This window comes from Agromyces seonyuensis (genome assembly GCF_009789225.1).
GTDB lineage: Bacteria > Actinomycetota > Actinomycetes > Actinomycetales > Microbacteriaceae > Agromyces > Agromyces seonyuensis.
The window spans coordinates 36,812-60,927 of sequence record NZ_WSTA01000009.1; the positions used below are offsets into that span (position 1 = coordinate 36,812).

The 24,116-nt window shown below is 71.8% G+C and carries 20 protein-coding genes; 14 read left to right on the top strand and 6 right to left on the bottom strand.

Features of this window, described 5'->3' with window-relative positions:
* Positions 1-228: 228 nt before the first annotated feature.
* The gene (locus tag GB864_RS03530; RefSeq protein WP_160422971.1) at positions 229-984 is read right to left on the bottom strand and encodes a DUF305 domain-containing protein; all 756 of its coding nucleotides are present in this window, start codon (positions 982-984) and stop codon (positions 229-231) included.
* A 16-nt stretch (positions 985-1,000) separates the two neighbouring features.
* Positions 1,001-1,675, bottom strand: coding sequence for a DUF3105 domain-containing protein (locus GB864_RS03535; protein ID WP_336603858.1), 675 nt, complete (start codon positions 1,673-1,675; stop codon positions 1,001-1,003).
* Between the two features lie 326 nt (positions 1,676-2,001).
* Here GB864_RS03535 and GB864_RS03540 point away from each other — a divergent pair, with 326 nt between their 5' ends.
* The 9 genes from GB864_RS03540 (at position 2,002) to GB864_RS03580 (ending at position 14,045) form a co-directional block, all read left to right on the top strand.
* Positions 2,002-3,366, top strand: coding sequence for a cystathionine beta-synthase (locus GB864_RS03540; protein ID WP_160422973.1), 1,365 nt, complete (start codon positions 2,002-2,004; stop codon positions 3,364-3,366).
* Between the two features lie 8 nt (positions 3,367-3,374).
* Positions 3,375-4,541, top strand: a complete 1,167-nt coding sequence (locus GB864_RS03545) for a cystathionine gamma-synthase (RefSeq protein ID WP_336603863.1) — start codon at positions 3,375-3,377, stop codon at positions 4,539-4,541.
* Between the two features lie 186 nt (positions 4,542-4,727).
* The gene (locus tag GB864_RS03550) at positions 4,728-6,044 is read left to right on the top strand and encodes an APC family permease (RefSeq protein WP_336603859.1); all 1,317 of its coding nucleotides are present in this window, start codon (positions 4,728-4,730) and stop codon (positions 6,042-6,044) included.
* A gap of 58 nt (positions 6,045-6,102) precedes the next feature.
* Positions 6,103-6,933 (top strand): aldo/keto reductase, encoded by an 831-nt coding sequence (locus GB864_RS03555; protein WP_160422976.1) that lies wholly within the window; start codon positions 6,103-6,105, stop codon positions 6,931-6,933.
* 52 nt (positions 6,934-6,985) lie between these two features.
* Positions 6,986-8,383 (top strand): MFS transporter, encoded by a 1,398-nt coding sequence (locus GB864_RS03560; protein WP_336603860.1) that lies wholly within the window; start codon positions 6,986-6,988, stop codon positions 8,381-8,383.
* 336 nt (positions 8,384-8,719) lie between these two features.
* Positions 8,720-9,748: a LacI family DNA-binding transcriptional regulator gene (locus tag GB864_RS03565; protein WP_160422977.1), complete on the top strand. Its 1,029-nt coding sequence runs from the start codon at positions 8,720-8,722 to the stop codon at positions 9,746-9,748.
* Between the two features lie 241 nt (positions 9,749-9,989).
* Positions 9,990-11,537, top strand: a complete 1,548-nt coding sequence (gene mmsA, locus GB864_RS03570; RefSeq protein ID WP_160422978.1) for a multiple monosaccharide ABC transporter ATP-binding protein — start codon at positions 9,990-9,992, stop codon at positions 11,535-11,537.
* On the top strand, positions 11,534-12,880 hold the full coding sequence (mmsB, locus tag GB864_RS03575; RefSeq protein ID WP_160422979.1) for a multiple monosaccharide ABC transporter permease: 1,347 nt from the start codon (positions 11,534-11,536) through the stop codon (positions 12,878-12,880). The genes mmsA and mmsB overlap by 4 nt, the downstream gene beginning before the upstream one ends.
* A gap of 52 nt (positions 12,881-12,932) precedes the next feature.
* Complete coding sequence (locus tag GB864_RS03580) at positions 12,933-14,045, top strand: substrate-binding domain-containing protein (protein ID WP_160422980.1); 1,113 nt, start codon at positions 12,933-12,935, stop codon at positions 14,043-14,045.
* A 117-nt stretch (positions 14,046-14,162) separates the two neighbouring features.
* On the opposite strand, the gene GB864_RS03585 is transcribed toward GB864_RS03580, so the two are convergent.
* Positions 14,163-14,537, bottom strand: coding sequence for a glyoxalase superfamily protein (locus GB864_RS03585; RefSeq protein ID WP_160422981.1), 375 nt, complete (start codon positions 14,535-14,537; stop codon positions 14,163-14,165).
* A 71-nt stretch (positions 14,538-14,608) separates the two neighbouring features.
* Here GB864_RS03585 and GB864_RS03590 point away from each other — a divergent pair, with 71 nt between their 5' ends.
* The 5 genes from GB864_RS03590 to GB864_RS03610 all read left to right on the top strand — a co-directional run bounded on the left by GB864_RS03590 (position 14,609) and on the right by GB864_RS03610 (position 19,781).
* Entirely contained in the window at positions 14,609-15,184 is a 576-nt protein-coding gene (locus GB864_RS03590) for an HhH-GPD-type base excision DNA repair protein (protein ID WP_160422982.1), read from the top strand.
* Positions 15,185-15,271: 87 nt separating this feature from the next.
* The gene (locus GB864_RS03595) at positions 15,272-16,582 is read left to right on the top strand and encodes a sensor histidine kinase (protein WP_160422983.1); all 1,311 of its coding nucleotides are present in this window, start codon (positions 15,272-15,274) and stop codon (positions 16,580-16,582) included.
* On the top strand, positions 16,582-17,253 hold the full coding sequence (locus tag GB864_RS03600) for a response regulator (RefSeq protein ID WP_160422984.1): 672 nt from the start codon (positions 16,582-16,584) through the stop codon (positions 17,251-17,253). Before GB864_RS03595 ends, GB864_RS03600 begins: the two co-directional genes overlap by 1 nt.
* Positions 17,254-17,374: 121 nt before the next feature.
* Positions 17,375-18,772, top strand: coding sequence for an acyltransferase family protein (locus GB864_RS03605; RefSeq protein ID WP_160422985.1), 1,398 nt, complete (start codon positions 17,375-17,377; stop codon positions 18,770-18,772).
* Positions 18,756-19,781 (top strand): LacI family DNA-binding transcriptional regulator, encoded by a 1,026-nt coding sequence (locus GB864_RS03610; RefSeq protein WP_160422986.1) that lies wholly within the window; start codon positions 18,756-18,758, stop codon positions 19,779-19,781. The genes GB864_RS03605 and GB864_RS03610 overlap by 17 nt, the downstream gene beginning before the upstream one ends.
* A gap of 22 nt (positions 19,782-19,803) precedes the next feature.
* On the opposite strand, the gene GB864_RS03615 is transcribed toward GB864_RS03610, so the two are convergent.
* The 3 genes from GB864_RS03615 to GB864_RS03625 form a co-directional block, all read right to left on the bottom strand.
* Positions 19,804-22,167 (bottom strand): beta-xylosidase/alpha-l-arabinosidase, encoded by a 2,364-nt coding sequence (locus tag GB864_RS03615; protein WP_336603861.1) that lies wholly within the window; start codon positions 22,165-22,167, stop codon positions 19,804-19,806.
* Between the two features lie 2 nt (positions 22,168-22,169).
* Complete coding sequence (locus GB864_RS03620; protein ID WP_160422987.1) at positions 22,170-23,069, bottom strand: carbohydrate ABC transporter permease; 900 nt, start codon at positions 23,067-23,069, stop codon at positions 22,170-22,172.
* A gap of 1 nt (position 23,070) precedes the next feature.
* Positions 23,071-24,116 (bottom strand): carbohydrate ABC transporter permease (locus GB864_RS03625; RefSeq protein WP_236778851.1); only part of this gene is annotated, 1,046 nt, incomplete at its 5' end.

The window sequence follows — 24,116 nt, forward strand, 5'->3', positions numbered from 1 at the left end:
CTCGAGACCGGGTGCGGTTGTCTCGATACGGCGCTGGCGCGCCGACTCGACCAGCGAAATGGTCGCGTCTCGAGACCGGGTGCGGGGGTCTCGATACGGCGCTGGCGCGCCTACTCGACCAGCGTTGCGTTGGTCGAGTAGCGAGCGGAGCGAGCGTATCGAGACCGGGTGCGGGGGTCTCGACACGGCGCCGGCGCGCCGACTCGACCGGCGGAGGCCGCGGGGCGACTACTGCCGTTCGGCGAGCATCTCCGTCATCAGGTCGATCTCCGACTGCTGCATCATGACGATGTTCTCGGCGAGGCCGACCACCGACGGGCGGTCCCCGCGGGCGAGGTACGCCTCGGCCATCTCCACGCCGCCCTGATGATGGGCGATCATGAGCTCGAGGTAGAGGCGTTCCGCCTCGACGCCGGTCGCGTCGCTGAGTTCCTGCAACTGCTCGTCGGTCGCCATGCCCGGCATCGGCTGCCCCGGCTCGTGGGAGCCGGACTCCGCGTGCTCGTGCGGCGACCCCGAGAGCGTCGGCAGCGTCATCCACGTCATCGAGGGCTGGGAACCGGCCTGGTTGAGTCCCCACTCCTGCAGCCAGCCGTAGAGCTGGCCGGCCTGGCCGGACTGCGCCGTGATGATGTCCCACGCGAGCGTGCGCACTTCGGGGTCGTCCGTGCGGTCGCGGATGAGGCGCGACATCTCGACGGCCTGGTGGTGGTGCTCCTGCATGTCGCGGGCGAAGCCGGCCTCGGCGCTCGTGTCGCTCGGAGCCTCGGCCTCCGGCGCGAGCGTCGAGAGCCGGCCGAACGAGTACGCCACGAGGGCCACGACGACGATCGCGACGAGCGACACGATCGCGAGGACGGCGATCGCCGGCCGACGCGGGGCGTCCGCCTGGTCGTCGTCGAGCTCGTCGAGCTCGTCGAGTTCGTCGGGGTCCTCGACGTCGTCGAGTCCCTCGACCCCGTGCTCCGACTTCGCGTCCGTCATCGAGCGTCCAGTTCGATCAGGAGAGCGAGCCGGTCTCGTCGACCCCGCCCGTGCAGACCGCGTTGGGCTCGGGGACGGTGGCGGCGCGCCAGTACTGCTCGAAGAACTCGGAGATCCGCGGGTCGTCGGCGGAGTCGACCTTGAGCTGCGCGTTCCACGCGCTCACGGCGATCGGGGTGTCCATGTTCTCGTAGGGGGAGAAGACCGCGAAGCTGAGCGGCAGGTAGGACTTGAGCTTCGCGATGTCGTCCTCGTCGACCTGGGCGGGGTCGTAGGTGAGCCACACGGCGCCGTGCTCCATCGAGTGCACCGCGTTCTCATTGGGAACCGGCACGTCGTAGACGCCGCAGTTCAGCCAGACCTGGTTGTGCTGGCCGCCGGCCGGCGGGTCCTGGGGGTACTCGACCGTGCCCGAGACGTGCTCGCTCGTGTTCTCGAAGGTCTCGACGCCCTCGATCTCGCCGGGAGTGGCGCCGCCCGCGTAGGAGGCCGGCTTCGGCGTCAGCACGATCGTCGTGACGACGAGGGCGATGACCGCGACCGCCGCGACGGAGCCGGTCCAGATCCAGATGAGCTTGTTGCGCTTCCGGGCCGCTTCCTTCTTGCGGTACGCGGCGAGCTTCGCGTCGCGCGCGGCGGCGCGCTGCTGCTTGACCGTCGGGTTCTGGTTCGAAGCGGACTGCTGGGGCACGTGGGGGCCTCTCGTCGGGTTTGGCGGGGACGACACTCGTCGCCGAGCCTAAACGATGCCGCGGCAAGCAACCGCGGGAATCCGCCGGGTTCCCGGGGCTTCCCCAGGGCGCGGGGGCGCCGACCGGCTACCCGGCCCCGGGGGATGCGGCTAGGCTGGTCGAGTGCTCCCGCCGTTCTCGTGTTGCTGTCGTCGCCGTTCGCGCTGACCCAGCTTCCTGCGCGCAATTCGGCAGTCCGGCGCGGGCGCGAACGCCCCCGGACCCGTCGCGATCGGCATCCGACGCCTGCGTGCACCACACGACACGACCCTGAGGACCCATTCCAGTGCGTTACGCGAACCACGTCGTCGACCTCGTCGGCGGCACCCCCCTCGTCAAGCTCAACCACGTCACCGACGGCATCCAGGCCACGGTGCTCGTCAAGCTCGAGTACCTGAACCCCGGCGGCTCCTCGAAGGACCGCATCGCGACGCGCATCATCGACGCGGCCGAGCAGGAGGGCAAGCTCGCCCCCGGCGGCACGATCGTCGAGCCGACGAGCGGCAACACCGGCGTCGGCCTGGCGCTCGTCGCGCAGCAGCGCGGCTACCGCACGATCTTCGTCGTGCCCGACAAGGTCGGCGAGGACAAGCGCAACGTGCTCACGGCCTACGGCGCCGAGGTCGTCGTGACCCCGACGGCGGTCGCCCCCGAGAGCCCGGAGTCCTACTACTCGGTGAGCGACCGGCTCGTCGCCGAGATCCCGGGCGCGTTCAAGCCGAACCAGTACGACAACCCGAACGGCCCGCGCGCGCACTACGAGACGACCGGTCCCGAGATCTGGGCCGACACCGAGGGCGAGGTCACGCACTTCGTCGCGGGCGTCGGCACGGGCGGCACGATCACGGGCACCGGGCGCTACCTGCGCGAGGTCTCGGGCGACGCCGTGCGCATTATCGGCGCCGACCCCGAGGGCTCGGTGTACTCGGGCGGCACGGGCCGTCCGTACCTCGTCGAGGGCGTCGGCGAGGACTTCTGGCCGGGCACCTACGACCCCGCCGTGCCGCACGAGATCATCGAGGTCACCGACGCCGAGTCGTTCGCGATGACCCGTCGTCTGGCGCGCGAGGAGGGCATCCTCGTCGGCGGCTCGAGCGGCATGGCCGTCGTCGCAGCGCTCAAGGCGGCCAAGGACGCTCCGGCGGACTCGGTGTTCGTCGTGCTGCTGCCCGACGGCGGCCGCGGCTACCTCGGCAAGATCTTCAACGACACCTGGATGCGCGCGAACGGCTTCGCGAACGCGCCGGCCGGCCACACCGTCGCGAACCTGCTCGCGGCGAAGGCCGACCGCATCGCCCCGCTCGTCTACGTGCACCCGACCGACTCGGTGCGCGACGCGATCGACCGGATGACCGAGACCGGCGTCTCCCAGCTGCTCGTGCTCGGCGCCGAGCCGCCCGTCGTGCTCGGCGAGGTGCGCGGTGCGCTCGACGAGGAGGCGCTGCTCGAGCTCGTCTTCTCCGGCGCGGTGCAGCTCACCGACGAGGTGTCGACGCTCGATGTGTCGCCGCTGCCGCTCATCGGCGTCAACGAGCCCGTCGCGACCGCGCGGGCGGAGTTCACCACGCATCCGGCACTGCTCGTCACCGACGGCGGCAAGGTGCTCGGCGTCGTGAGCCGCGCCGACCTCCTGACCTACCTCTCCGCGTGACGCGCGCGATCGAGACGAATCGAGATACCGACATGACTTCCTTCGAGACCATCGCCATCCACGCCGGCCAGGACGCCGACCCCACGACGGGCGCGGTCATCCCGCCGATTCACGTCACCTCCACCTACGTGCAGGACGGCATCGGCGGCCTCCGCGGCGGCTACGAGTACTCGCGCGGCGGCAACCCGACGCGCACGGCGCTCGAGACGCAGCTCGCCGGCATCGAGGGCGGCGCCTTCGGCCTGTCGTTCGCGTCGGGCCTCGCGGCCGAGGACGCGCTGCTGCGCACGGTGCTCGGCCCCGGCGACCACGTCATCATCGGCAACGACGTCTACGGCGGCACGCACCGCCTCATCCGCCGCATCCACGGCGGCAAGGGCGTCGAGCACTCGACGGTCGACACGAGCGACCTGGATGCCGTCGCGGCGGCGATCCGCCCCGAGACGAAAATCCTCTGGGTCGAGACGCCGTCGAACCCGCTCATGAAGCTCAGCGACATCGCGGCGCTCGTCGAACTCGGCCACTCCCGCGGTCTGCTCGTCGTCGTCGACAACACCTTCGCGAGCCCGGCGCTGCAGCGCCCGCTCGAGTTCGGCGCCGACGTGGTCGTGCACTCGACGACGAAGTACCTCGGCGGCCACTCCGACGTCGTCGGCGGCGCGCTCGTGCTGAACGACCCCGAGCTCGAGGAGCAGGTGCGCTTCACCCAGTTCGCGGCCGGCGCGGTCTCGAGCCCGTTCGACGCGTTCCTCACCTCGCGCGGCATCAAGACGCTCGCCGTGCGCATGGAGCGGCACTCGTCCAACGCGCAGGCGATCGCCGAGCACCTCGTCGGCCACGCCGCGGTCGCGCGCGTCCTCTACCCGGGCCTGCCGACGCACCCCGGCCACGAGCTCGCGGCGCGGCAGATGTCGGGCTTCGGCGGCATGATCTCGCTCGACCTCGCCGGCGGCGAAGCCGCAGCGCGGAAGTTCGCCGAGTCGACCGAGCTCTTCTCCCTCGCCGAGTCGCTCGGCGGCGTGGAGTCCCTCGTGAACTACCCGTCGGAGATGACGCACGCGTCGGTCAAGGGCACGCCCGCCGAGGTGTCGCCGTCGATCGTGCGCCTGTCGGTCGGCCTCGAGGCCGCCGCGGACCTCATCGCCGACATCGACGGCGCGCTCGCGTCGCTGTGAGCGCGCCGTTCGCGGTGGTCGAGGAAGCGAGGAGTGGCGTCTCGAGACCGGGCGAGTCGACCTGCTGCAGGGTCTCGATACGGCGCTGACGCGCCGACTCGACCGACGGCAATGCTGGCAGTTTTTCTCCGGAGCGTGTCGTTACTGCCATCGCCGGCGCTGCCCGGGCGACGGAATGATCGAAGCGTGACGACCGAGACCGCACCCCGACCCGCCGGCCCCGCCCGAGGAACCACCGCGCCGCGGCGGGCGGGGCTCGGCCTCGTGCAGGGCACCGCGCTCTACATCGCGAGCGTGCTCGGCACGGGCATCCTGACCCTGCCGGGCCTCGCGGCCGCCGCGGCGGGCCCGGCCTCGGTGCTCGCCGTCGCCGCGGTCCTCGTGCTGAGCATCCCGCTCGCCGGCACCTTCGCCGCGCTCGCCTCGCGCTTCCCCGACCCGGGCGGCGTGGCGAGCTACGTGCGTCGCGCCCTCGGAGGGACCGCCGCACGGGCGGCCGGATACTGGTTCTTCTTCGGCATCTCGATCGGGGCGCCGGTCGTCGCCGTCCTCGGCGGCGAGTACGCCGTGGCCGTGCTCGGCGTCGATCGCGCCGCCGTGCCGTGGATCGCCGCCGCCATCTTCATCCCGCCGTTCGTCGCGAACTGGTTCGGCGTGCGCGTCGCGGGCTGGGTGCAGTTCGTGCTGACGGGCCTGCTGCTCGCCCTCGTGATCGGCGTCGTCGCGGTCGCCGTGCCGGCGGCCGACGCGACGAACTTCCAGCCGTTCCTGCCGCACGGTTGGGCCGGCGTCGGCACCGCGGTGAGCCTCTTCGTGTGGGCGTTCGCCGGATGGGAGGTCGGCACGCACCTCGCCGGGGAGTTCCGCGACCCGCGCCGTACGATCCCGCTCGCGACCGGTATCGCGATCGTCGTCGTCGGCATCGGTTACCTGGCGCTCCAATGGGCGACGGTCGCGGTGCTCGGCGAGTCCGCGGGGGAGGGCGTCGTGCCCCTCCTCGCGCTCGTGTCGGCGACCGCGCCCGGCATCGGCCCCGTGCTGGTCGCGATCGTCGCCGCCATCGTCACCCTCGGGGTGCTGAACTCCTATCTGCCCGCGTTCGGCAAACTCGGCGCCGCACTGGGGCGTGACGGCGACCTCCCGCGACGGTTCGCGCGCGGCGCCGCCGACGGCGAGGTGCCCCGTCCCGCACTCGCGCTCACGGGCATCCTCATGGCCGCCTACCTCGTGGCCATGATCGCCGGCGGGCTCGACCTGACCGCGTTCATCCTCATCCACACGAGCACGATGGTCGCCATCTACACCGCCGGGATGCTCGCCGCGACGCGCATCCTTCGCCGCGGCAGCCTCGGGTGGGTGCTCGCGGTCGTCGCGAGCGTGCTCACTCTCGGCCTGCTCGTGCTCGCCTGGCAGCACCTGCTCGTGCCCGGTCTCCTCGCGCTCGCGGCGGTCGCCGTGACGCTCGTCCGGCGCGGGCGGGCACGGAGCGCAACCGCGATCTGAGCGGTCGGCCCGCGGCGCGGCCTGGCGCCGGGGCGGCGCAATGGGCGAGACTGTGACGATGAACGTGCCCGCCTACACGTTGCGCGACGGCCAATCGATCCCCCAGATCGGCCTCGGCACCTACCGGCTCGACGGAGCCGAGGGACTCGCCTCGATGGTGCAGGCGATCGAGAGCGGGTACCGACTGCTCGACACCGCGTACAACTACGGCAACGAGGCCGAGGTCGGCCAGGCGCTCGTGCGCTCCGGCATCGACCGCGCCGAGCTCTTCGTCACGACCAAGCTGCCCGGCCGCCACCACGGCTTCGACGAGACCCTCGAGAGCTTCGAGGAGTCGCGGGCACGGCTCGACCTCGACTGGCTCGACCTCTACCTGATCCACTGGCCGAACCCCTCCGTCGACCGCTACGTCGAGAGCTGGCGGGCGATGATCCGCCTCCGCGAGAAGGGGCTCGTGCGCTCGATCGGCGTCTCGAACTTCACGGCGCCGATGCTCGCGCGGCTGGAAGACGAGACGGGCGTCGTGCCGGCGATCAACCAGGTCGAACTGCACCCCTATTTCCCGCAGGGCGGTCTGCGCCGCTATCACGACGACCACGGCATCCGCACGCAGAGCTGGAGCCCGCTCGGTCGGGGCAGCGAGCTGCTCGCCGAGCCGGTGATCGTCGACCTCGCGAGCGCGAAGGGCGTCAGCCCGGCCCGCATCGTGCTGCGCTGGCACGTTCAGCTCGGCACCATCCCGATCCCGCGCTCGCGCGACGCCGCACGGCAGCGCGAGAACCTCGACGTGTTCGACTTCGAACTCGCGCAAGAGGAGGTCGCGGCGATCTCGGGGCTCGAGCGCGGACGGCTGTGGGGAGCCGACCCCGACGAGCACGAGGAGCAGTAGCCCCGCGCTCCGCCGTCGAGGCGAGGCGCGCCCGGCCGCATAGGCTGGATCGGTGCGTCACGAGAGTCCCGGCAGCGAAGCCGTCCCGAGCGAACCCGCCACGATCATGGCGCCGTCGCTGCGCTGGCTCACGGTCGGCATGGTCGCCCTCATCGTCATCGCGGCCTTCGAGTCGCTCGCCGTCACGACCGTGATGCCGGGCATCGCCGCCGAGCTCGACGGCGAGGAGCTCTTCGCCCTGGCGTTCGCGGTGCCGTTCGCGGCCGGCGTCGTCGGCATGGTGGTCATCGGCAACTGGACCGACCGCCGAGGCCCGGTGGTGCCGCTCATCGTCGCGGGGTCCGTCTTCGCCGTCGGCCTCGTCATCGCGGGACTCGCCCCGACGATGGAGGTCTTCGTGCTGGGCCGTCTCGTGCACGGGCTCGGCGGCGCGGCGGTGACGGTGCCGATCTACGTCATCGTCGCGCGCGTGTACCCGCCGACACTGCATCCGCGCATCTTCGCGGCGTTCGCCGCAGCCTGGGTCGTGCCCTCGATCATCGGGCCGGCCATCGCCGGCGCGATCGCCGACGCGGAGGGCATCGGCTGGCGCTGGGTCTTCCTCGGCGTCCTCGTCATCACCGTTCCGGCCGCCTTCCTCATGGCCGCCCCGCTCTTCCGGGCCCGCGACGCGGTCGCCGGCGACCCGAGCGTGCCGTGGAGCCGTTCGCGCTTCGGCTGGGCCCTCGTCGCGGCCGTCGCCGCCCTCGGGGTGAGCCTGTCGGAGGAGCTCGCCGCGCCGTGGCGCTGGGTCGTCGCGCTCGCCTCGATCGCCCTCGTCGTCGTCGCGGCTCGGCCGCTGCTGCCGGCAGGCGCGCTCCGGGTCGCCCGGGGGCTGCCCGCGGCGGTCGTGCTCAGGATGCTCGTCGCCGGCGCCTTCTTCGCGACCGAGCTCTACCTGCCCTATCTGCTGCAGTCCGAGTACGAGCTGACTCCGGCGCTCTCGGGCGTCGTGCTGACGGGCGCGGGGATCTCCTGGGCGGCCGGGTCGTGGTTGCAAGGACGGCTCGGCGCGCGGCTGACGAACGCGCGCGCGGTCGCGATCGGGACGGCGACGCTGCTCGCGGCCCTCGTGGCGGTGCTCGCCACCGCGGCGTTCGCGCTGCCGGTGTGGTGCGCGTTCGCCGCCTGGACGGTCGCAGGTGCCGGGATGGGGCTCATGTACCCGCGCTTCACGGTGTCGGTGCTCGAACTCTCGCCGGTGAGCGCGCAGGGGTTCAACTCGTCGGCCCTCACGATCGGGGAGTCGCTCGGCGTCTCGGTGTCGATCTCCGTGACAGCCCTCGTGGCCGGCGCGCTCGCGTTCGACGCGTTCACCGCGGAGTTCGCCGTGACGGTGCTCGTCGCCCTCGTCGCCCTGCTCCTGGCCGCACGCATGCGCCCGGCGGCGTCGGCGTCGGACCGCGGCTGATCCGAGCGGGTCGATCTCAGCGGGCTGAGCCGGCCGGGCTGAGCCGGCGGGGTCGCGGCCGGCTGCCGTCGCTTTCGCGGTCGGGCGGCGGGCAGATCGGCGGCGCTCCGTGGTCGAAACGATTCGAGCCTGACCGGGGAATTGTCCGGACCGGCGGGCTTCGGATGCGGCCGGATTCGTATGCCGGTTCGGGCATCTCTTGCGGAAATGACCGCTGACCGGCGGATGTGACGGTCACATGCCGGGCGGCACCTCGGAATCGCACTCTCGCGACGAATGTGCATAATGGGAGCGCCGCATGTGAACGTGCACATCGGAGTCGAACGGTCGCGGGTGATGCCAGAGCTTGACGGAGGGCGACAGCCCAGCATTCGCGATGTCGCGCGCCTCGCGGGGGTCTCCCATCAGACCGTCTCGCGCGTGCTCAACGACCACCCCAGCATCCGCCCCGAGACCAAGCAGCGCGTCATCGACGCGATGGGCGAGTTGAAGTACCGGCCCAATCGCGCCGCCCGCACGCTCGTCACGAGCCGGTCCCGCACGATCGGCGTCCTGTTGGCCACGCGCGGCGAGTACGGGCCCACCTCCTCGATCGCCGCGATCGAGGACGCCGCCCGCGAGCAGGGCTACTGGGTGACGACCGCGAACCTGCCGGCGACGACGCCCGAGGCCATCGCCGAGGCGGTCGCCCACCTGCGCGAGCAGGACATCGAGGGCCTCATCGTGATCGCGCCGCAGGTGCGCACCTTCGACGTGCTCGCGGAACTCGCCCTCGGGGTGCCGGTCGTGAGCCTCCAGTCCGCGGCCGGCGCCCTGCGCACGGAGATCGCCGACGACCAGGTGACGGGCGCGCGCCTCGCGACCGAGCACCTGATCTCGCTCGGACACCGCGAGATCGTGCATCTCGCGGGTCCGCGGGACTGGATCGAGGCCGAGAGCAGGATGCGAGGATTCCTCGATGCGGTCAACGACGCCGACCTGATGACCCACCCGCCGTTCCTCGGCGACTGGACCGCCGACTTCGGCTATTACGCCGCCCGTGAGCTCGCCCGACGGCGCGATTTCACGGCGGTGTTCGCCGCGAACGACCTCATGGCGATCGGCCTCATGCACGGTTTCCGCGACATGGGCCTCGACGTTCCGAGGGCCGTCAGCATCGTCGGATTCGACGACATCCCCGTCGCTCGGCACGTCTGGCCGCCGCTCACCACGGTGCACCAGGACTTCCGCGGCGCCGGACGCCGGACGATCGCGCTGCTGCTCGCCGAGATGGGCGTCGACACCGGGTACGCGGATGCACCGGTCGCCGCGCACCTCGAGGTGCGGGCCTCGAGCGCGCCGCCCATCGGCGCCCAAGTCGGCTGAACCGGCCGTTATCGAAGCGAGATTCGGTCGACTTGACACGCACCCGGGTCGGATGCACGATTGACGACGATGTGAACGGTCACACGCCGTCACACCCCACAGTTCGATCCCCACTGACAGCGAGGTCATCCGTGAGCAACTCGCCGCTTCGGCGCAGTCGGGCGCATGTCGATCGCGATCTCGTCGCGAACCCGAGACAGCAGCGCGTGCCCATCACGGGCACCGAGGAAGGTGCCGCCCGATGAGTCTCAATCCCCCCATCCTCGAGATGCGCGACATCACCAAGGAGTTCCCGGGCGTCAAGGCCCTCTCCGAGGTCTCCATCACGGTCCGAGCAGGCGAGATCCACGCGATCTGCGGCGAGAACGGCGCCGGCAAGTCCACCCTCATGAAGGTGCTCTCCGGCGTCTACCCCGCGGGCACCTACACCGGCGAGATCTGGTTCCAGGGCGAGCTCGTCGAGTTCAAGGACATCCGGGCCAGCGAGCACGCCGGCATCGCGATCATCCACCAGGAGCTCGCGCTCATCCCCGAGCTCTCGATCACCGAGAACATCTTCCTCGGCAACGAGATCGCCAAGGGCGGCCGCATCGACTGGACCGAGGCCAAGCGCCGCGCCGTCGATCTGCTCGCCCGCGTCGGCCTCGACGAGAACCCCGACACGCAGATCAAGCACCTCGGCGTCGGCAAGCAGCAGCTCGTCGAGATCGCGAAGGCGCTCGCCAAGAACGTCAAGCTGCTCATCCTCGACGAGCCGACCGCGGCCCTCAACGAGGACGACTCGCAGCACCTGCTCGACCTCATCCTCGGCCTCAAGGGCAAGGGCATCGCGTCGATCATGATCAGCCACAAGCTCAACGAGATCGAGCAGATCTCCGACTCGATCACGATCATCCGCGACGGCCGCACGATCGAGACCCTCGACGTCGCCGCCGGCGGCGTCGACGAGGACCGCATCATCCGCGGCATGGTCGGGCGCTCGCTCGAGAGCCGCTACCCCGACCGCACGCCGAAGATCGGCGAGGTCTTCTTCGAGGTCAAGGACTGGACGATCCAGCACCCGCAGGTGCCCGAGCGGCTCGTCGCGAAGGGCTCGAACCTGAACGTCCGTCGCGGCGAGATCGTCGGCCTCGCGGGCCTCATGGGAGCCGGCCGCACCGAGCTCGCGATGAGCCTCTTCGGCCGCTCCTACGGCACGTACCTCGGCGGCACGATCATCAAGGACGGCCAGGAGATCGTCCTGAAGGACGTGCAGGCCGCGATCGACCACGGCCTCGCCTACGTCAGCGAGGACCGCAAGGTCCTGGGCCTGAACCTGCTCGACACCATCAAGCGCTCGATCGTCGCCGCGAAGCTCGGCAAGATCTCCAAGCGCGGGGTCATCGACAACCAGCAGGAGCACGGCATCGCCGAGGGCTACCGCAAGCAGCTGCGCATCAAGACCCCGAGCGTCGACGCGGGCGTCTCGAAGCTCTCGGGCGGCAACCAGCAGAAGGTCGTGCTGGCGAAGTGGATGTTCACCGACCCCGACCTGCTCATCCTCGACGAGCCCACCCGCGGCATCGACGTCGGGGCGAAGTACGAGATCTACACGATCATCCAGCAGCTCGCCGCACAGGGGAAGGGCGTCATCCTCATCTCCAGCGAGCTGCCCGAGCTGCTCGGCATCGCCGACCGCATCTACACGGTGTTCGAAGGACAGATCACCGACGACATCCCTGCATCCGAAGCGACCCCGGAGAACCTCATGCGGCGCATGACCTCCGCGAAGAAGAAGGCGAACGCATGACCAGCGCCACTGACACCCCCAAGAAGAGCGGCGGCTTCTCCGACATCCGGAAGATGTTCGGCGGCGGCCAGTCGACCCTGCGCCAGTTCGGCATCCTGGGTTCGCTCCTCGTCATCATCCTGATCTTCCAGATCTGGACCGGGGGTCTGACGCTCTCCCCGACGAACCTCATCAACGTCGTCAACCAGTACTCGTACATCCTGATCCTGGCGATCGGCATGGTGATGGTCATCATCATGGGCCACATCGACCTGTCGGTCGGCTCGGTGGCGGCGTTCTCGGGCATCGTCGTCGCGAAGGCGATGGCGGACTGGAACCTCCCCTGGCCGTTCGCCATCGTGCTCGGCCTCGTCGTCGGCGCGCTCATCGGCGCCTGGCAGGGGTGGTGGGTCGCCTACGTCGGCGTCCCGGCGTTCATCGTGACGCTCGCGGGCATGCTCATCTTCCGCGGCGCGAACCAGGTCGTCGGCCAGTCGACGACGGTTCCCGTCCCCTCCGAGTTCGGCGTGATCGGCGCCGGCTACCTGCCCGAACTGCCCATCGCGCTGCCGTTCAACGTGCTCACGATGCTGCTCGGCCTCATCGGCGTCGCGTGGATCATCTGGAACGAGTTCCGCCTGCGCGGCCAGCAGAAGCGCACCGGCTCCGACATGGCGCCCGTCTGGGTCTCGATCCTGAAGGTCGTGCTGCTCTCCGCCGTCATCCTCTGGGCCGCGTGGCTCTTCGCGACCGGCCGCCCCGGCACGAGCTTCCCGGTCTCGGGCATCATCCTCGTCGTCCTCGTCATCGTCTACTCGTTCGTCACGAACAAGACGGTCTTCGGCCGCCACATCTACGCGGTCGGCGGCAACCGTCTCGCCGCGAGCCTGTCGGGCGTCAAGGACCGCCGGGTCGACTTCTTCGTCATGATGAACATGTCGGTGCTCGCCTCGCTCGCCGGCATGATCTTCGTCGCCCGCTCCACCGCCTCCGGCCCCCAGGACGGCAACGGCTGGGAGCTCGACGCCATCGCGGCCGTCTTCATCGGCGGCGCGGCGGTCTCGGGCGGCATCGGCACCGTGATCGGCTCGATCATCGGTGGTCTGGTCATGGCGTTCCTGAACAACGGCCTCCAGCTCATCGGCACGGGTGCCGACCTGGTCTCCATCATCAAGGGCCTCGTGCTGCTCCTCGCGGTCGGCATCGACGTGCTGTCCAAGCGCAGCGGCGGGGCATCCATCTTCGGCATCTGGTCGCGTCGCCGTCAGGCGCGCCTCGAGACCGCCGTTCCCGAAACTCCCGCCGTCGAGCCGACGGCCGGGACAAATGAGACGAGCATCCCGGCCGACAATCGTCAGCCGTGACCCCGATCGCACCCGGGTTCGTTTCACTCAACCAAGAGAAAGTGACTGATCAATGAAGAGAATCGCTTTGGCCGCAACCGCGGTGGCAGCTGCCGCGGCGCTCACCCTCGCCGGCTGCTCGTCCTCCGAGCGCGGCGGATCGGGCGACTCGACGGACGCCGCCGGCTTCGCCGCCGACTCGTCGATCGGCATCGCCCTGCCCGACAAGACCTCGGAGAACTGGGTGCTCGCGGGCGACCTGTTCACCGACGGTCTCGAAGAGGCCGGCTTCAAGGCCGACGTGCAGTACGCCCCGGCGTCCAACACGGTCGCCGAGCAGCAGAACCAGATCTCGAGCATGGTCACCAACGGCGCCAAGGTCATCGTCATCGGCGCCAAGGACGGCAAGCAGCTCGGCACCCAGCTCCAGCAGGCTGCCGACGCCGGCGTCAAGATCATCGCCTACGACCGCCTGATCGAGAACACGGAGAACGTCGACTACTACGTCGCGTTCGACAACTTCAAGGTCGGCCAGCTCCAGGGCGAGGCGCTGCTCGCGGGCCTCGAGGAGCGTTCGGGCCACGGCGCGCCGTGGAACGTCGAGCTCTTCTCCGGCTCGCCGGACGACGCCAACTCGGCCGTGTTCTTCAACGGTGCGATGGACGTCCTCCAGCCGAAGATCGACGACGGCACCCTCGTCGTCGCGTCGGGCCAGACCGAGATCGCCCAGACGGCGACCCAGGGCTGGGAGGCCGAGAACGCCCAGAGCCGCATGGACTCGATCCTCACCTCGACCTACGGCTCGCAGGAGATCGACGGCGTCCTCTCGCCGAACGACACCCTGGCCCGCGCCATCATCACCTCCGTGCAGCAGGCCGGTAAGGACATGAGCAAGGTCACCGTCACCGGTCAGGACTCGGAGGCCGAGTCGGTCAAGTCGATCATGGAGGGCATCCAGTACTCCACGATCAACAAGGACACCACCCTGCTGGTCGAGCAGACCATCAAGATGATCCAGGACCTCCAGAAGGGCGAGGAGCCCGAGGTCAACGACACCGAGCAGTACGACAACGGCGTGAAGGTCGTTCCGGCGTACCTGCTGGCTCCGGTCATCGTCACCAAGGAGAACGCGGCCGAGGCGTACGCCAACGTCCCGTCGCTCCTGGAGATCGTGGAGTCCTACTAAGTTCCACTGCCCCGGCTCCGGCCGGGGAACGACGGCGGGGCGGGTGCGCGAGCACCCGCCCCGTTCGTCGTGTCCGGCGCTCCGGACTGGCCGCGCACGATCAGCGCCGGTCGGCGCTCACGCCCACTTCGGCAGTTCCTGGAGCGTCCAGCGGTTGCCGTCCGGGTCTTGCAGCGTGACGAAGCGGCCCCAGGCCTGCTCGTCGACGCCCTGCGCGTCGACCCCTTTGGCACGCAGGTCGGCGAGCACCGCATCCGCGTCGTCGATGACGACCTGGATGACGTCGAGCGAGCCCGGTTCGAGCGTCGCGCCGAGCCCTTCGCCGATCGCGATCGAGCACGCCGACCCGGGCGGGGTGAGCTGCACGAACCGCAGTTCGGGCGACACCCGTTGGTCGTGGTCGGCGTTGAAGCCCAGCTTGTCGACGTAGAAGGCTTTCGCCCGGTCGACGTCGCTCACGGGCACGTGGATGAGTTCGATCTTCCAATCCATGGGGTCCCCCTCGATGTCCCAGGCCTCCAGGATGCCTCGCACCGCCGACAACCCTGCGGGAGGATGGAGGCATGGCCCTCCACATCACCGGCGACGACGCCGCCGACCGACTGCTCAGCGACGACGCCTTCGCCCTCCTCACCGGGATGCTGCTCGATCAGCAGGTCGCGATGGAGACGGCGTTCGCCGGCCCCGAGAAGATCCGCGAGCGTCTCGGCTCGATCGACCCGGCGAGCGTCGCCTCGACCGACCCGGAGCGGTTCGTCGAGGTGTTCAAGCAGACCCCCGCGGTGCACCGCTTCCCCGGTTCGATGGCCGGTCGCGTGCAGCAGCTCGCCCAGGCGGTCGTCGACGACTGGGGCGGCGATGCCGCCGCGATCTGGACCGAGGGCGAGCCGAGCGGCGCCGAGGTGCTGCAGCGGCTGCAGGCGCTGCCCGGCTACGGCGACCAGAAGGCGCGCATCTTCCTCGCGCTCCTCGGCAAGCAGTGCGGACTGACCGCCCCCGGCTGGCGCGAGGCCGCGGGCGCCTACGGCGAGGAGGGCTCGTACCGCTCGGTGGCGGACATCGTCAGCCCTGAGTCGCTGCAGAAAGTGCGGGCGACGAAGCAGGCCGCGAAGGCCGCGGCGAAGGCCGCGAAGAGCTGAGGCCGGCCGCGGCCCTACCGGAGTAGCATCCCGGAATCGCTCCGGGGAGGGATGCCGGCGGATGGGGCCTCTGCGAGAGTGAGCAGCATGTCCGCACCGCTCGGCCCCATCGCGCCGCCGCCGCTGCCGCCGGAACCTCCGGCCGTTCCGGCGCCGCGGTCGGCCCCGACCCACGAACCCGATCCCGCTCCCGCCGCATCCGATCGGCTGCTCGGGACCCTCTCGTTCGAGCGGATGCTCGCGCTCCTCGCGATCGTCGCCGGCGTCGTGCTCTACGCGGTCGACGTGCCGATCCTCGCGGCGGCCTACGACGTGCACGTCGCGATCGCGTTCGGTGTCGCGCTGCTGACCGCCGGCGCGATCCCGCTCGCGCTCGTCGCTCCGTGGACGGCGGTGGCGGCCTCGCTCGTCGGGGCAGTGCTCTTCACCGTGTTCGGCACCGCCGGCCCGGGGGATCCGTGGCCGGTGGGGGTGCCGCAGTTGCTCGCCCTGTGCGCGCTCATCGCCGTGCTCGCGCTGCGCGGGCGGCGCACCGCCGCCGCCTGGGCGTGGGCGGGCGGCGTGATCGTGCCGCTCGCGTTCGCGTTCCTCCCCGACCGCGGGGCGACGCCGGACGGCATCGTCGCGAACATCGTGACGGTCGCCGGCGTCAGCGCGCTCGCGCTCGTCGCCGCGCTCGTCGCGCAGGTCGGGCGCTCCCGGGTGAGCGAGGAACTCGAGCGCGGCCGTCGCGCGGTCGAGGTCGAGCACGAGCGCCGGGTCGTCGCCGAGGAGCGCACGCGCATCGCCCGGGAACTGCACGATGTCGTCGCCCACAGCCTCTCGATCGTGCAGGTGCAGGCGACGAGCGCGCCCTACCGCCTGCCCGACCTCGACCCCGCCGCCGCCGACGAGTTCCGCGCGATCGCGGCCTCGGCGCGGACGGCGATGGGCGAGCTGCGCGGCCTGCTCTCGGTGCTGCGCGCGCCCGACGCCGACGTCGAGACCGCCCCGCAGCCGGGGCTCGCCGAACTGCCGACGCTCGTCGCGAGCGTCGAACGGGCGGGGCTGCCGGTGCAGGTGCGCATCGAGGCCGACGGCGCGGACGACGGGCTCGCCGGTCGCGCCGCGTACCGCATCGTGCAGGAATCGCTGAGCAACGTGCTCCGCCACGCGCCGGGTGCCGCGACGGAGGTCCTCGTGCAGGAGCGGGGCGGGACGGTGCTCGTCACCGTGCGCAACCAGGCGCCGCCCGAGCCCGCGCCGTCCGACACCCGCGGCGGCGGCCACGGCATCATCGGCATGCGCGAACGCGCCCGCGCCCTCGGCGGCTCCCTCGACGCCGGACCGACGCCAGAGGGCGGGTTCCGCGTGCACGGCGAGCTGCCGCAACGCGCCGGCGACGCGGCGGGGGCCTGATGGGCATCCGGGTGCTCGTCGCGGACGACCAGGCGATGGTCCGCGCCGGCTTCGCCGCCGTGCTCGACGCCCACGACGGCATCGAGGTCGTCGGCCAGGCCGCCGACGGCGACGAGGCCGTGCGGCTCGCGCACGAGCTGCGCCCCGACGTCGTCGTCATGGATGTGCGGATGCCCGGCCGCAACGGCATCGAAGCCACGGCGGCCCTGCAGACGCCGCCGCGCTCGAGCGACTACGTGCCGAAGGTGCTCATGCTCACGACCTTCGACATCGACGACTACGTGTATGCGGCGCTCCGGGCCGGGGCGAGCGGCTTCCTGCTCAAGGACGCGCTGCCGGAGGACGTGGTCGCCGCAGTGCGGGTCATCGCCGCCGGCGACGGGCTGCTCGCGCCGAGCGTGACCCGACGGCTCATCGAGCAGGTGGCCGCGACCCCGCCCGCGCCCGTCGTCGAGGAGCACCGACTCGCCGGGCTCACCGAACGCGAGCGCGAGGTGCTCGTGCAGATCGCCCAGGGCCGCACCAACCACGAGATCGCCGAGGCGCTCTTCATCGCGGAGCAGACGGTGAAGTCGCACGTCAGCCGCATCCTCGCGAAGCTCGGGCTCCGCGACCGGGTGCACGCCGTCGTCTTCGCCTACGAGACCGGTCTCGTCCGCGCCGGTCGCTGAGCGTCATCCGGCCCTACCCCGGTAGGGGGCGAGAAGCGCTCCGCGGGGCGATGCCCTCGGCGGCAGCGCATTCCTAACCTGCCCGGGCGGGCGGAGACGCCGCCCGGGCAGGGAGCCTCCGATGACCATCGCCGCCGTGCGGCCCGCCGCACACCCCGGGCCCGCGACCGCCCGGCCCGAATCCGAACGGGACGGTGCCGTCGACGCGGCCCGCGCGTTCTGCCTCGTCGTCGTGCTCGCACTGCACGCGCTCATGGTCGGGGTGTCGCTCGACGCCTCGGGGCCCGTGCTCGGCAACGCCCTCGACGGGTGGGCGGGCCTCGCCCCGCTGACCTGGTTCGCGCAGGTGATGCCGCTCTTCTTCGTCATCGGCGGGTTCGCCGGCCGGCGCGGCTGGCAGCGGATGCGCTCGCGCGGCGGCACGGCGGGCGACTTCGTGCGGGGCCGGCTCGCCCGGTTGGTGCGGCCGGCGGTCGCGCTCGTCGGGTTCGTCGGGCTCGGGCTCGCGGCGCTGTCGGTCGCGGGGGTGCCCGCCGACATCGTCGCGACCGCGGGCTTCCGCATCGGCCAGCCCCTCTGGTTCCTCGCGGTCTACCTCGGCGCGACGGCGCTCGTGCCCGCGATGTCCCGGCTTCATGAGCGACGTCCGCTCACGGTCGTGGCGGCGCTCGCCGCGCTCGCGCTCGCCGTGGACGGGCTGCGCGCGGCGACCGGCATCACGGCGTTCGGGCTGCTGAACCTCGCGTTCGTCTGGCTCCTCGTGCAGCAGTTCGGGTTCTTCCTCGCGGACGGCCGGCTCGAGCGGCACTCCCGCCGCGTGCGGGCGCTCGCCCTGCTCGCTGCCCTCGGGATGCTCGCATCGCTCATCGTGCTCGGCGGCTACTCGCCCGACCTCCTCGAGAACCTCAACCCGCCCACCTTCGCGCTCGTGCCGCTCGGCGTCGCCCAACTGCTCGCCTTCTCGCTCGTGCGCCCGGCGCTCGGCCGGTGGGCGGCGCGTCCGGGGCCGGCGCGGCTCGTCGCCCGATTCGGTGAGCAGGGCATGACGCTCTACCTGTGGCACCTGACGGCGTACGTGCTGCTCGCCGGCGTGCTGCTGCTCGGCGCCCAGGCGGGTGCGATCGGCCTGCCCGCCCCGCAGACCGCGGAGTGGTGGCTGAGCCGGCCCGTCTGGCTCCTGGCCGCGATCGCCCTCGCCGTGCTCCTGGCGCGGGCGACGGCCCGCTTCGAACGCGGGGGCCGCATCGTTCCCCAGTCCTGGGCCGGGCGGCGGATGACGCGGGCGGGCGTGCCCGTCGGGGTCGCCGTGCCGGCGGGCATCCTGGGCGTCGTCGTCGTGCTGGTGCACGGGTTCGGACCGCTTCCGGCCCTCGTCTCCGCGGGGCTCCTCCTCGTCGCGCTCGCCGGATCGTCCAAACCGGGTCCGCAAGTTTCGGGGGCTGGAATCGAGGACGACCGCGCCGGGAGTCCGGCCCGCGCCGCGCGGGGACTAGCATCGGGGGATGAGCGACGCAGCTGAGACCGACCGCGTGACCCTCGCGCAACTCGCCGAACTCGCGGGAGTTTCGCTCTCGACGGTGTCGAAAGTGCTGAACGGTCGCACCGACGTGTCGGCGGCGACGCGGGCCAAGGTCGAGGCGCTGCTCGAAGCGCACGGCTACCGCCGCCGCGGTGCGGGGGAGCCGCGATCCGAACTCATCGAGCTCGTGTTCCCCGAGCTGCAGAGCGTGTGGTCGATGGAGATCATCGGCGGCGTCGAGGCGGTCGCGCGCACCCATGGACTGTCGGTCGTGCTGACGGAGTCGGGCGACCGGCACGCGCCCGCCGAGGACTGGGTCGACGGGGTGCTGCGTCGACGGCCGGTCGGCGTGGTGCTCGTCTTCAGCGATCTGCCTCCGGCGATGAAGCGCAAGCTGCGCTCCCGCGCCATCCCGTTCGCGATCGTCGACCCCGCGGGCGACCCCGCCCCCGACGTGCCCTCGGTCGGCTCGGCGAACTGGTCGGGCGGGCTCATGGCGACCCGTCACCTCATCGAGCTCGGGCATCGCCGCATCGGCATGATCTCCGGCCCCGACGACATGATGTGCTCGCTCGCCCGCATCGACGGCTATCGCTCGGCGATGGGCACCGCGGGACTGCCGCTCGACGACGCGCTCGTGCGCTACGGCGACTTCGAGGTCGACGGCGGCCGCACGGGCGCGGCAGCGCTGCTCGATCTGGCCGACCCGCCGACGGCGATCTTCGCGGGCAGCGACCTGCAGGCGCTCGGCGTGCTCGAGACGGCGTACGCCCGGGGCATCCGCGTGCCCGAACAGCTCTCGGTCGTCGGCTACGACGACATCCCGGCCGCCCGGTGGGTGACGCCGGCCCTCACGACCGTGCACCAGCCGTTGCGGCGCATGGGCGCGAGCGCCGCCGAGCTCGTGATCCAGCTGGCCGCCGCCGAGACTCCGGAGCAGCCGACGCCGCGCATGGACCTCGCGACGCACGTCGTCGTCCGGCAGAGCACGGCGGCCCCGGCGGCCTGATCGCCGACCGGGGCCGCCCCGTTCACACGGCTTCGACGCGCCAGTCCGGGTGCAGGGCGCGGTCGAAGCCGACCTCGCGGCGGGGGCCCGCGAGTTCGACCTCGGCGGCCGGCACGAGCTCCCCGCTCGAGCGGCCCCATGAGAAGACGAGCGCACCGGGCTCGACGGCGCGGCGCCCGTCGCGGCCGGTGAAGGCCGCGAGGTCGGCGGGGACCCGCACGGTCAGCCGCACTGAAGCGCCGGGTTCCAGCTCGACGCGGCGGAAGCCGACGAGCCGCTGCACCGGGCGAACGACCGAGGCGATCGGGTCGTGCAGGTAGAGCTGCACGACGTCGGCCCCGGCGCGCTCGCCCGTGTTGCGCACGGAGAGGGCGAGCTCGACGTCGCCGTCGACGGGGACGGTCCCGGCGGCGGCCGACTCGTCGGACCACTCGAAGCGCGCGTACCCGAGGCCGTGCCCGAAGGGGAAGACGGCCGACGGGTCGAGATTCGACACGTCGTTCGCGCGGCCGAGGGGCGCGGCGAGGTACGTCGAGGGCTGCGCGCCGGGCCGCGCCGGGATGCTGACGGGCAGTCGCCCCGACGGGTTCACCCGCCCCGAGAGGATGCCCGCGAGCGCGGTCGTGCCGGCCTGTCCGGCGAAGAACGCCTGCACGATCGCCGCCGCGCGCTCGGCCGCGGAGCCCAGGGCGTACGGCCGGCCAGACAGGAGCGCGACGATCGTCGGCGTGCCGGTGTCGAGCACGGCATCCAGGAGCTCGCCCTGCGCGCCCGGCAGATCGAGCGAGGCGACGTCGCATCCTTCGCCGCTCGTGCCGCGCCCGAACAGGCCGGCGCGGTCGCCGAGGGCGACGATCGCGAGGTCCGCGTCGGCCGCGGTCGCGGCGGCCGCGGCGATGCCGTCCCGCTCGCCGCCGGCGATGGAGGTGCCGGCGACGTGCACGAACTCGACACCGGGCAGTTCGGTTTCGAGGGCCTCGCGCAGGCTCGGCAGGTCGATGCCCACGGGCGTGCCGGGGTGGTGGGCGCCGACGTGCAGGGGGAAGGAGTAGCAGCCGAGCACGGCGAACGGGTCCTCGGCGGTCGGGCCGACGATCGCGATGCGACGGGGTGCCGTGCGACCCGCGCCCTCGAGCGGGAGCGTGCCGTCGTTGGCGACGAGCACGATCGCCGATTCCGCGAGGCGGCGGGCGACGTCGCGGTTGCCGGGGGAGTCGAGGTCGATCGCCTCGAGGTCCGCCGGTTCGGCGCTCCAGTCCGGGTCGAGCATCCCGAGTCCGATCTTCTGCGCGAGCACGCGGTCGAGGGCGCGGTCGACGAGCCCCTCGTCGATGCGGCCGTCGCGCACGGCCGACACGAAGGCCGCGCCGAACGCGTCGACGGTCGGCAGTTCGACGTCGATGCCTGCCGTCAGCGCGAGGGCCGCGGCCTCCTCGGGAGAGCCCGCGACGGCGTGCAGCTTCTCGAGGAACGCCACCGAGAAGTAGTCGGCGACGACCGTGCCGGAGAAGCCCCAGCGCTCGCGCAGCACGTCGTCGAGCAGGCTCGGGTCGGCGGCCGTCGGCACGCCGTCGAGGTCGGTGTACGAGTTCATGACCGAGCGCGGCGCCGCATCGCGGATCACCATCTCGAACGGCGGCAGCAGCACGTCGGCCAGTTCGCGCGGCCCGACGGACACGGGCGCGAGGTTGCGGCCCGCCTTCGAGGCCGAGTAGCCGACGAAGTGCTTGAGCGTCGCGACGACGCCCGCGCCCTCGAGACCCCGCACGTAGGCGGTGCCGATCGTGCCGACGAGGTACGGGTCCTCTCCCATCGTCTCCTCGACGCGGCCCCAGCGGGCGTCGCGCACGACGTCGAGCACGGGGGCGAGGCCCTGGTGCACGCCGACCGCGCGGAGGTCGGCGCCGACGCGACGCGTCATCTCCTCGACGAGCTCCGGGTCGAAGGTCGCAGCGAGCGAGAGCGGCACCGGGTAGGCGGTCGCGCCCCATGCGGCGAACCCGGCGAGGCACTCCTCGTGGGCGATCGCAGGGATGCCGAACCGACCCGACGCGACGATGCGAGCCTGCGTGCGGGCGAGGGAGCGCGCGCCCTGCCGCGCCGCGACCGGTGCCGTGCCGAAGGGCCGGGTGAGCTGGCCGAGGCCGTTCGGGAGCAGGTCCTCGAGGGCCGGCGCGGGCGACATGTCGTGCTGGTGCGGGGCGACGTCCTCGCCGTCCGCGCTCGCGCCGACCCAGAGGCCGACGAGCTGGCCGACCTTCTCCTCGAGCGTCATGGCGTCGCGGAGGGCGGCGACCCGTTCGGCCGTCGGCCGCGAGGGGTCGCGCCACGGGGCATCCTGGATCGGCGGGTTCGAGGCGAGCGCCCCGGAGGCAGTGGCTTCCACGTTCAACCTTTCACCGCGCCCTGCAGCCCGCCGACGATGCGTTTCTCGGCGAGCAGGAAGAAGACGAGCGCGGGGATCATCGCCAGCGACGTGTATGCGAGCACGGCGCCGGTGTCCTGCGAGTACTGGGTGGAGAACTGGGTCACGCCGAGCGGCAGCGGCCAGAAGTCCTGAGGGAGGGTGCCGGTCGAGATCACGAGCAGCGGGAGCAGGTAGCCGTTCCAGCTCGCGACGAAGGCGAGCACGCCGACCGTGACGAGGCCGGGCATCGACAGCGGCAGCAGGATGCGCCAGAAGTAGCCGATGCGGCTCGCGCCGTCGATCGCAGCCGCCTCCTCGAGTTCCTCGGGGATCGCCTTGAGGAACGGCACGAGGATGATGATCGTCGTCGGCAACGCGAAGGCGATGCCCGGGATGATCACGCCGAGGTAGGTGCCGTGCAGCCCGAGAGTGCGCAGCAGCAGGGTGAGCGGCAGCGCGGCCACCGTCAGCGGGAACATGAGCCCCGCGGCGAAGAGGGTGTAGAGCGCCCCGCGCCCGCGGAAGTCGTACCGGGCGAGCACGAACGCCGCCATAATGCCGAGCACGACGACGCCCACGGTCGTGGCGACGGCGAGCAGCGTGCTGGCGCCGACGTTGCCCCAGAAGCGCGTCGAGGTGAGCACACGCACCCAGTTGTCGATCGTCCACGGGTCGGGCAGGCCCGCCGGGTTCGCGTTGAGGTCGGCGGTCGTGCGGAGTCCCCCGAGGAAGACGTAGATCACGGGGCCGATGGCGACCGCGGCGATGACGAGCGCGACGAGGTAGACGAAGGGCTGCCCCCAGTCGAAGCGTCGGCCCGCGGGCGCGGGCGGCAGCTCCTCGCGGGTGCGGCCGGTGGTGAGGCTGGTGGTCTCGGTCATGTCAACGGCTCCCGGTGACGGCGCCCGCGAGATCGCGGCGCAGGGCGAAGCGCTGATAGACGAGCGCGATGACGAGCGAGATGACGAACAGGATGACCGCGATGGCGCTGCCGTACCCCGGCTGGCCGGCGAACTGGCCCTGCTGCACCATGTACGTCGCCATCGTCTCGGTGGCCATGCCGCGCACGGTCGGCGCGACGGTCACCCAGACCATGTCGAAGAGCTGCAGCGAGCCGATGATCGACAGGAACGCCCAGATGCGGATCGTCGGCCCGAGCAGCGGCAGCGTGATGTGGCGCTGGATCTGCCACCAGCTCGCGCCGTCGATGGCCGCGGCCTCGGAGAGTTCGTCGGGCACGCCCTGGAGCCCGGCGAGCATGAGGATGATCGCGAAGCCGACGTACTTCCAGGTGAGGATCGCGAAGAGCGTCCAGAGCGCGATGGCCGGATCGGCGAGCCAGTTCTGCTGCAGCGATCCGAGGCCGACGGCCTCGAGCATCGCGTTGACGCCGCCGTTCGGCTGGAGGAGGAGCTTCCAGGAGAGGCCGGCGATGACCTCGGCGAGCACGTAGGGCACGAAGATCAGCAGCCGGAACACGGCGCGGCCGCGCATCGGCCGGTTGAGCAGCAGCGCCACCCCGATCGCGATGGGGCCCTGGATGAGCAGGGACAGCGCGAGGATCAGGAACGTGTTGCCGATCGCCTTGACGAACTCGGGGCTCTCGAACGCGCGGGTGTAGTTGCCGAAGCCGATGAAGCGCTCCGGGTCGGCCAGGTGCTCCCAACGGAACGCGGCGGGCAGGTTGTAGAAGCTGTAGACGGCCGCGAGCACGACCGGCACGATGACGAAGCCGACGAAGACCACGAGCGCCGGGCCGGCGAACAGCGCGATCTCGGCGCGCGTGCGCCAGACGCGTCGGCCGGGGCCGGAGCCGCGGCGGGCCGTGCGGGGGGACCGGGGGGCCGGGCCCGCGGTGGCGGGCCCGGCCGATTCGAGGAGTGCGGGCGGGGCCCAGAGCGGCGCCGCGGCGGCCCGCGTGTTGGCAG

What these genes read in the sequence shown, in the direction of transcription:
- GB864_RS03595 (WP_160422983.1), top strand. Translation starts at nt 15,272, where the DNA reads ATGTCCGCACCGCTCGGCCCCATCGCGCCGCCGCCGCTGCCGCCGGAA.
- GB864_RS03555 (WP_160422976.1), top strand. Translation starts at nt 6,103, where the DNA reads ATGAACGTGCCCGCCTACACGTTGCGCGACGGCCAATCGATCCCCCAG.
- GB864_RS03605 (WP_160422985.1), top strand. Translation starts at nt 17,375, where the DNA reads ATGACCATCGCCGCCGTGCGGCCCGCCGCACACCCCGGGCCCGCGACC.
- GB864_RS03585 (WP_160422981.1), bottom strand. Translation starts at nt 14,537, where the DNA reads ATGGATTGGAAGATCGAACTCATCCACGTGCCCGTGAGCGACGTCGAC.
- GB864_RS03610 (WP_160422986.1), top strand. Translation starts at nt 18,756, where the DNA reads ATGAGCGACGCAGCTGAGACCGACCGCGTGACCCTCGCGCAACTCGCC.
- mmsA (WP_160422978.1), top strand. Translation starts at nt 9,990, where the DNA reads ATGAGTCTCAATCCCCCCATCCTCGAGATGCGCGACATCACCAAGGAG.
- GB864_RS03590 (WP_160422982.1), top strand. Translation starts at nt 14,609, where the DNA reads ATGGCCCTCCACATCACCGGCGACGACGCCGCCGACCGACTGCTCAGC.
- GB864_RS03580 (WP_160422980.1), top strand. Translation starts at nt 12,933, where the DNA reads ATGAAGAGAATCGCTTTGGCCGCAACCGCGGTGGCAGCTGCCGCGGCG.
- GB864_RS03565 (WP_160422977.1), top strand. Translation starts at nt 8,720, where the DNA reads ATGCCAGAGCTTGACGGAGGGCGACAGCCCAGCATTCGCGATGTCGCG.
- GB864_RS03530 (WP_160422971.1), bottom strand. Translation starts at nt 984, where the DNA reads ATGACGGACGCGAAGTCGGAGCACGGGGTCGAGGGACTCGACGACGTC.
- GB864_RS03600 (WP_160422984.1), top strand. Translation starts at nt 16,582, where the DNA reads ATGGGCATCCGGGTGCTCGTCGCGGACGACCAGGCGATGGTCCGCGCC.
- GB864_RS03620 (WP_160422987.1), bottom strand. Translation starts at nt 23,069, where the DNA reads ATGACCGAGACCACCAGCCTCACCACCGGCCGCACCCGCGAGGAGCTG.
- mmsB (WP_160422979.1), top strand. Translation starts at nt 11,534, where the DNA reads ATGACCAGCGCCACTGACACCCCCAAGAAGAGCGGCGGCTTCTCCGAC.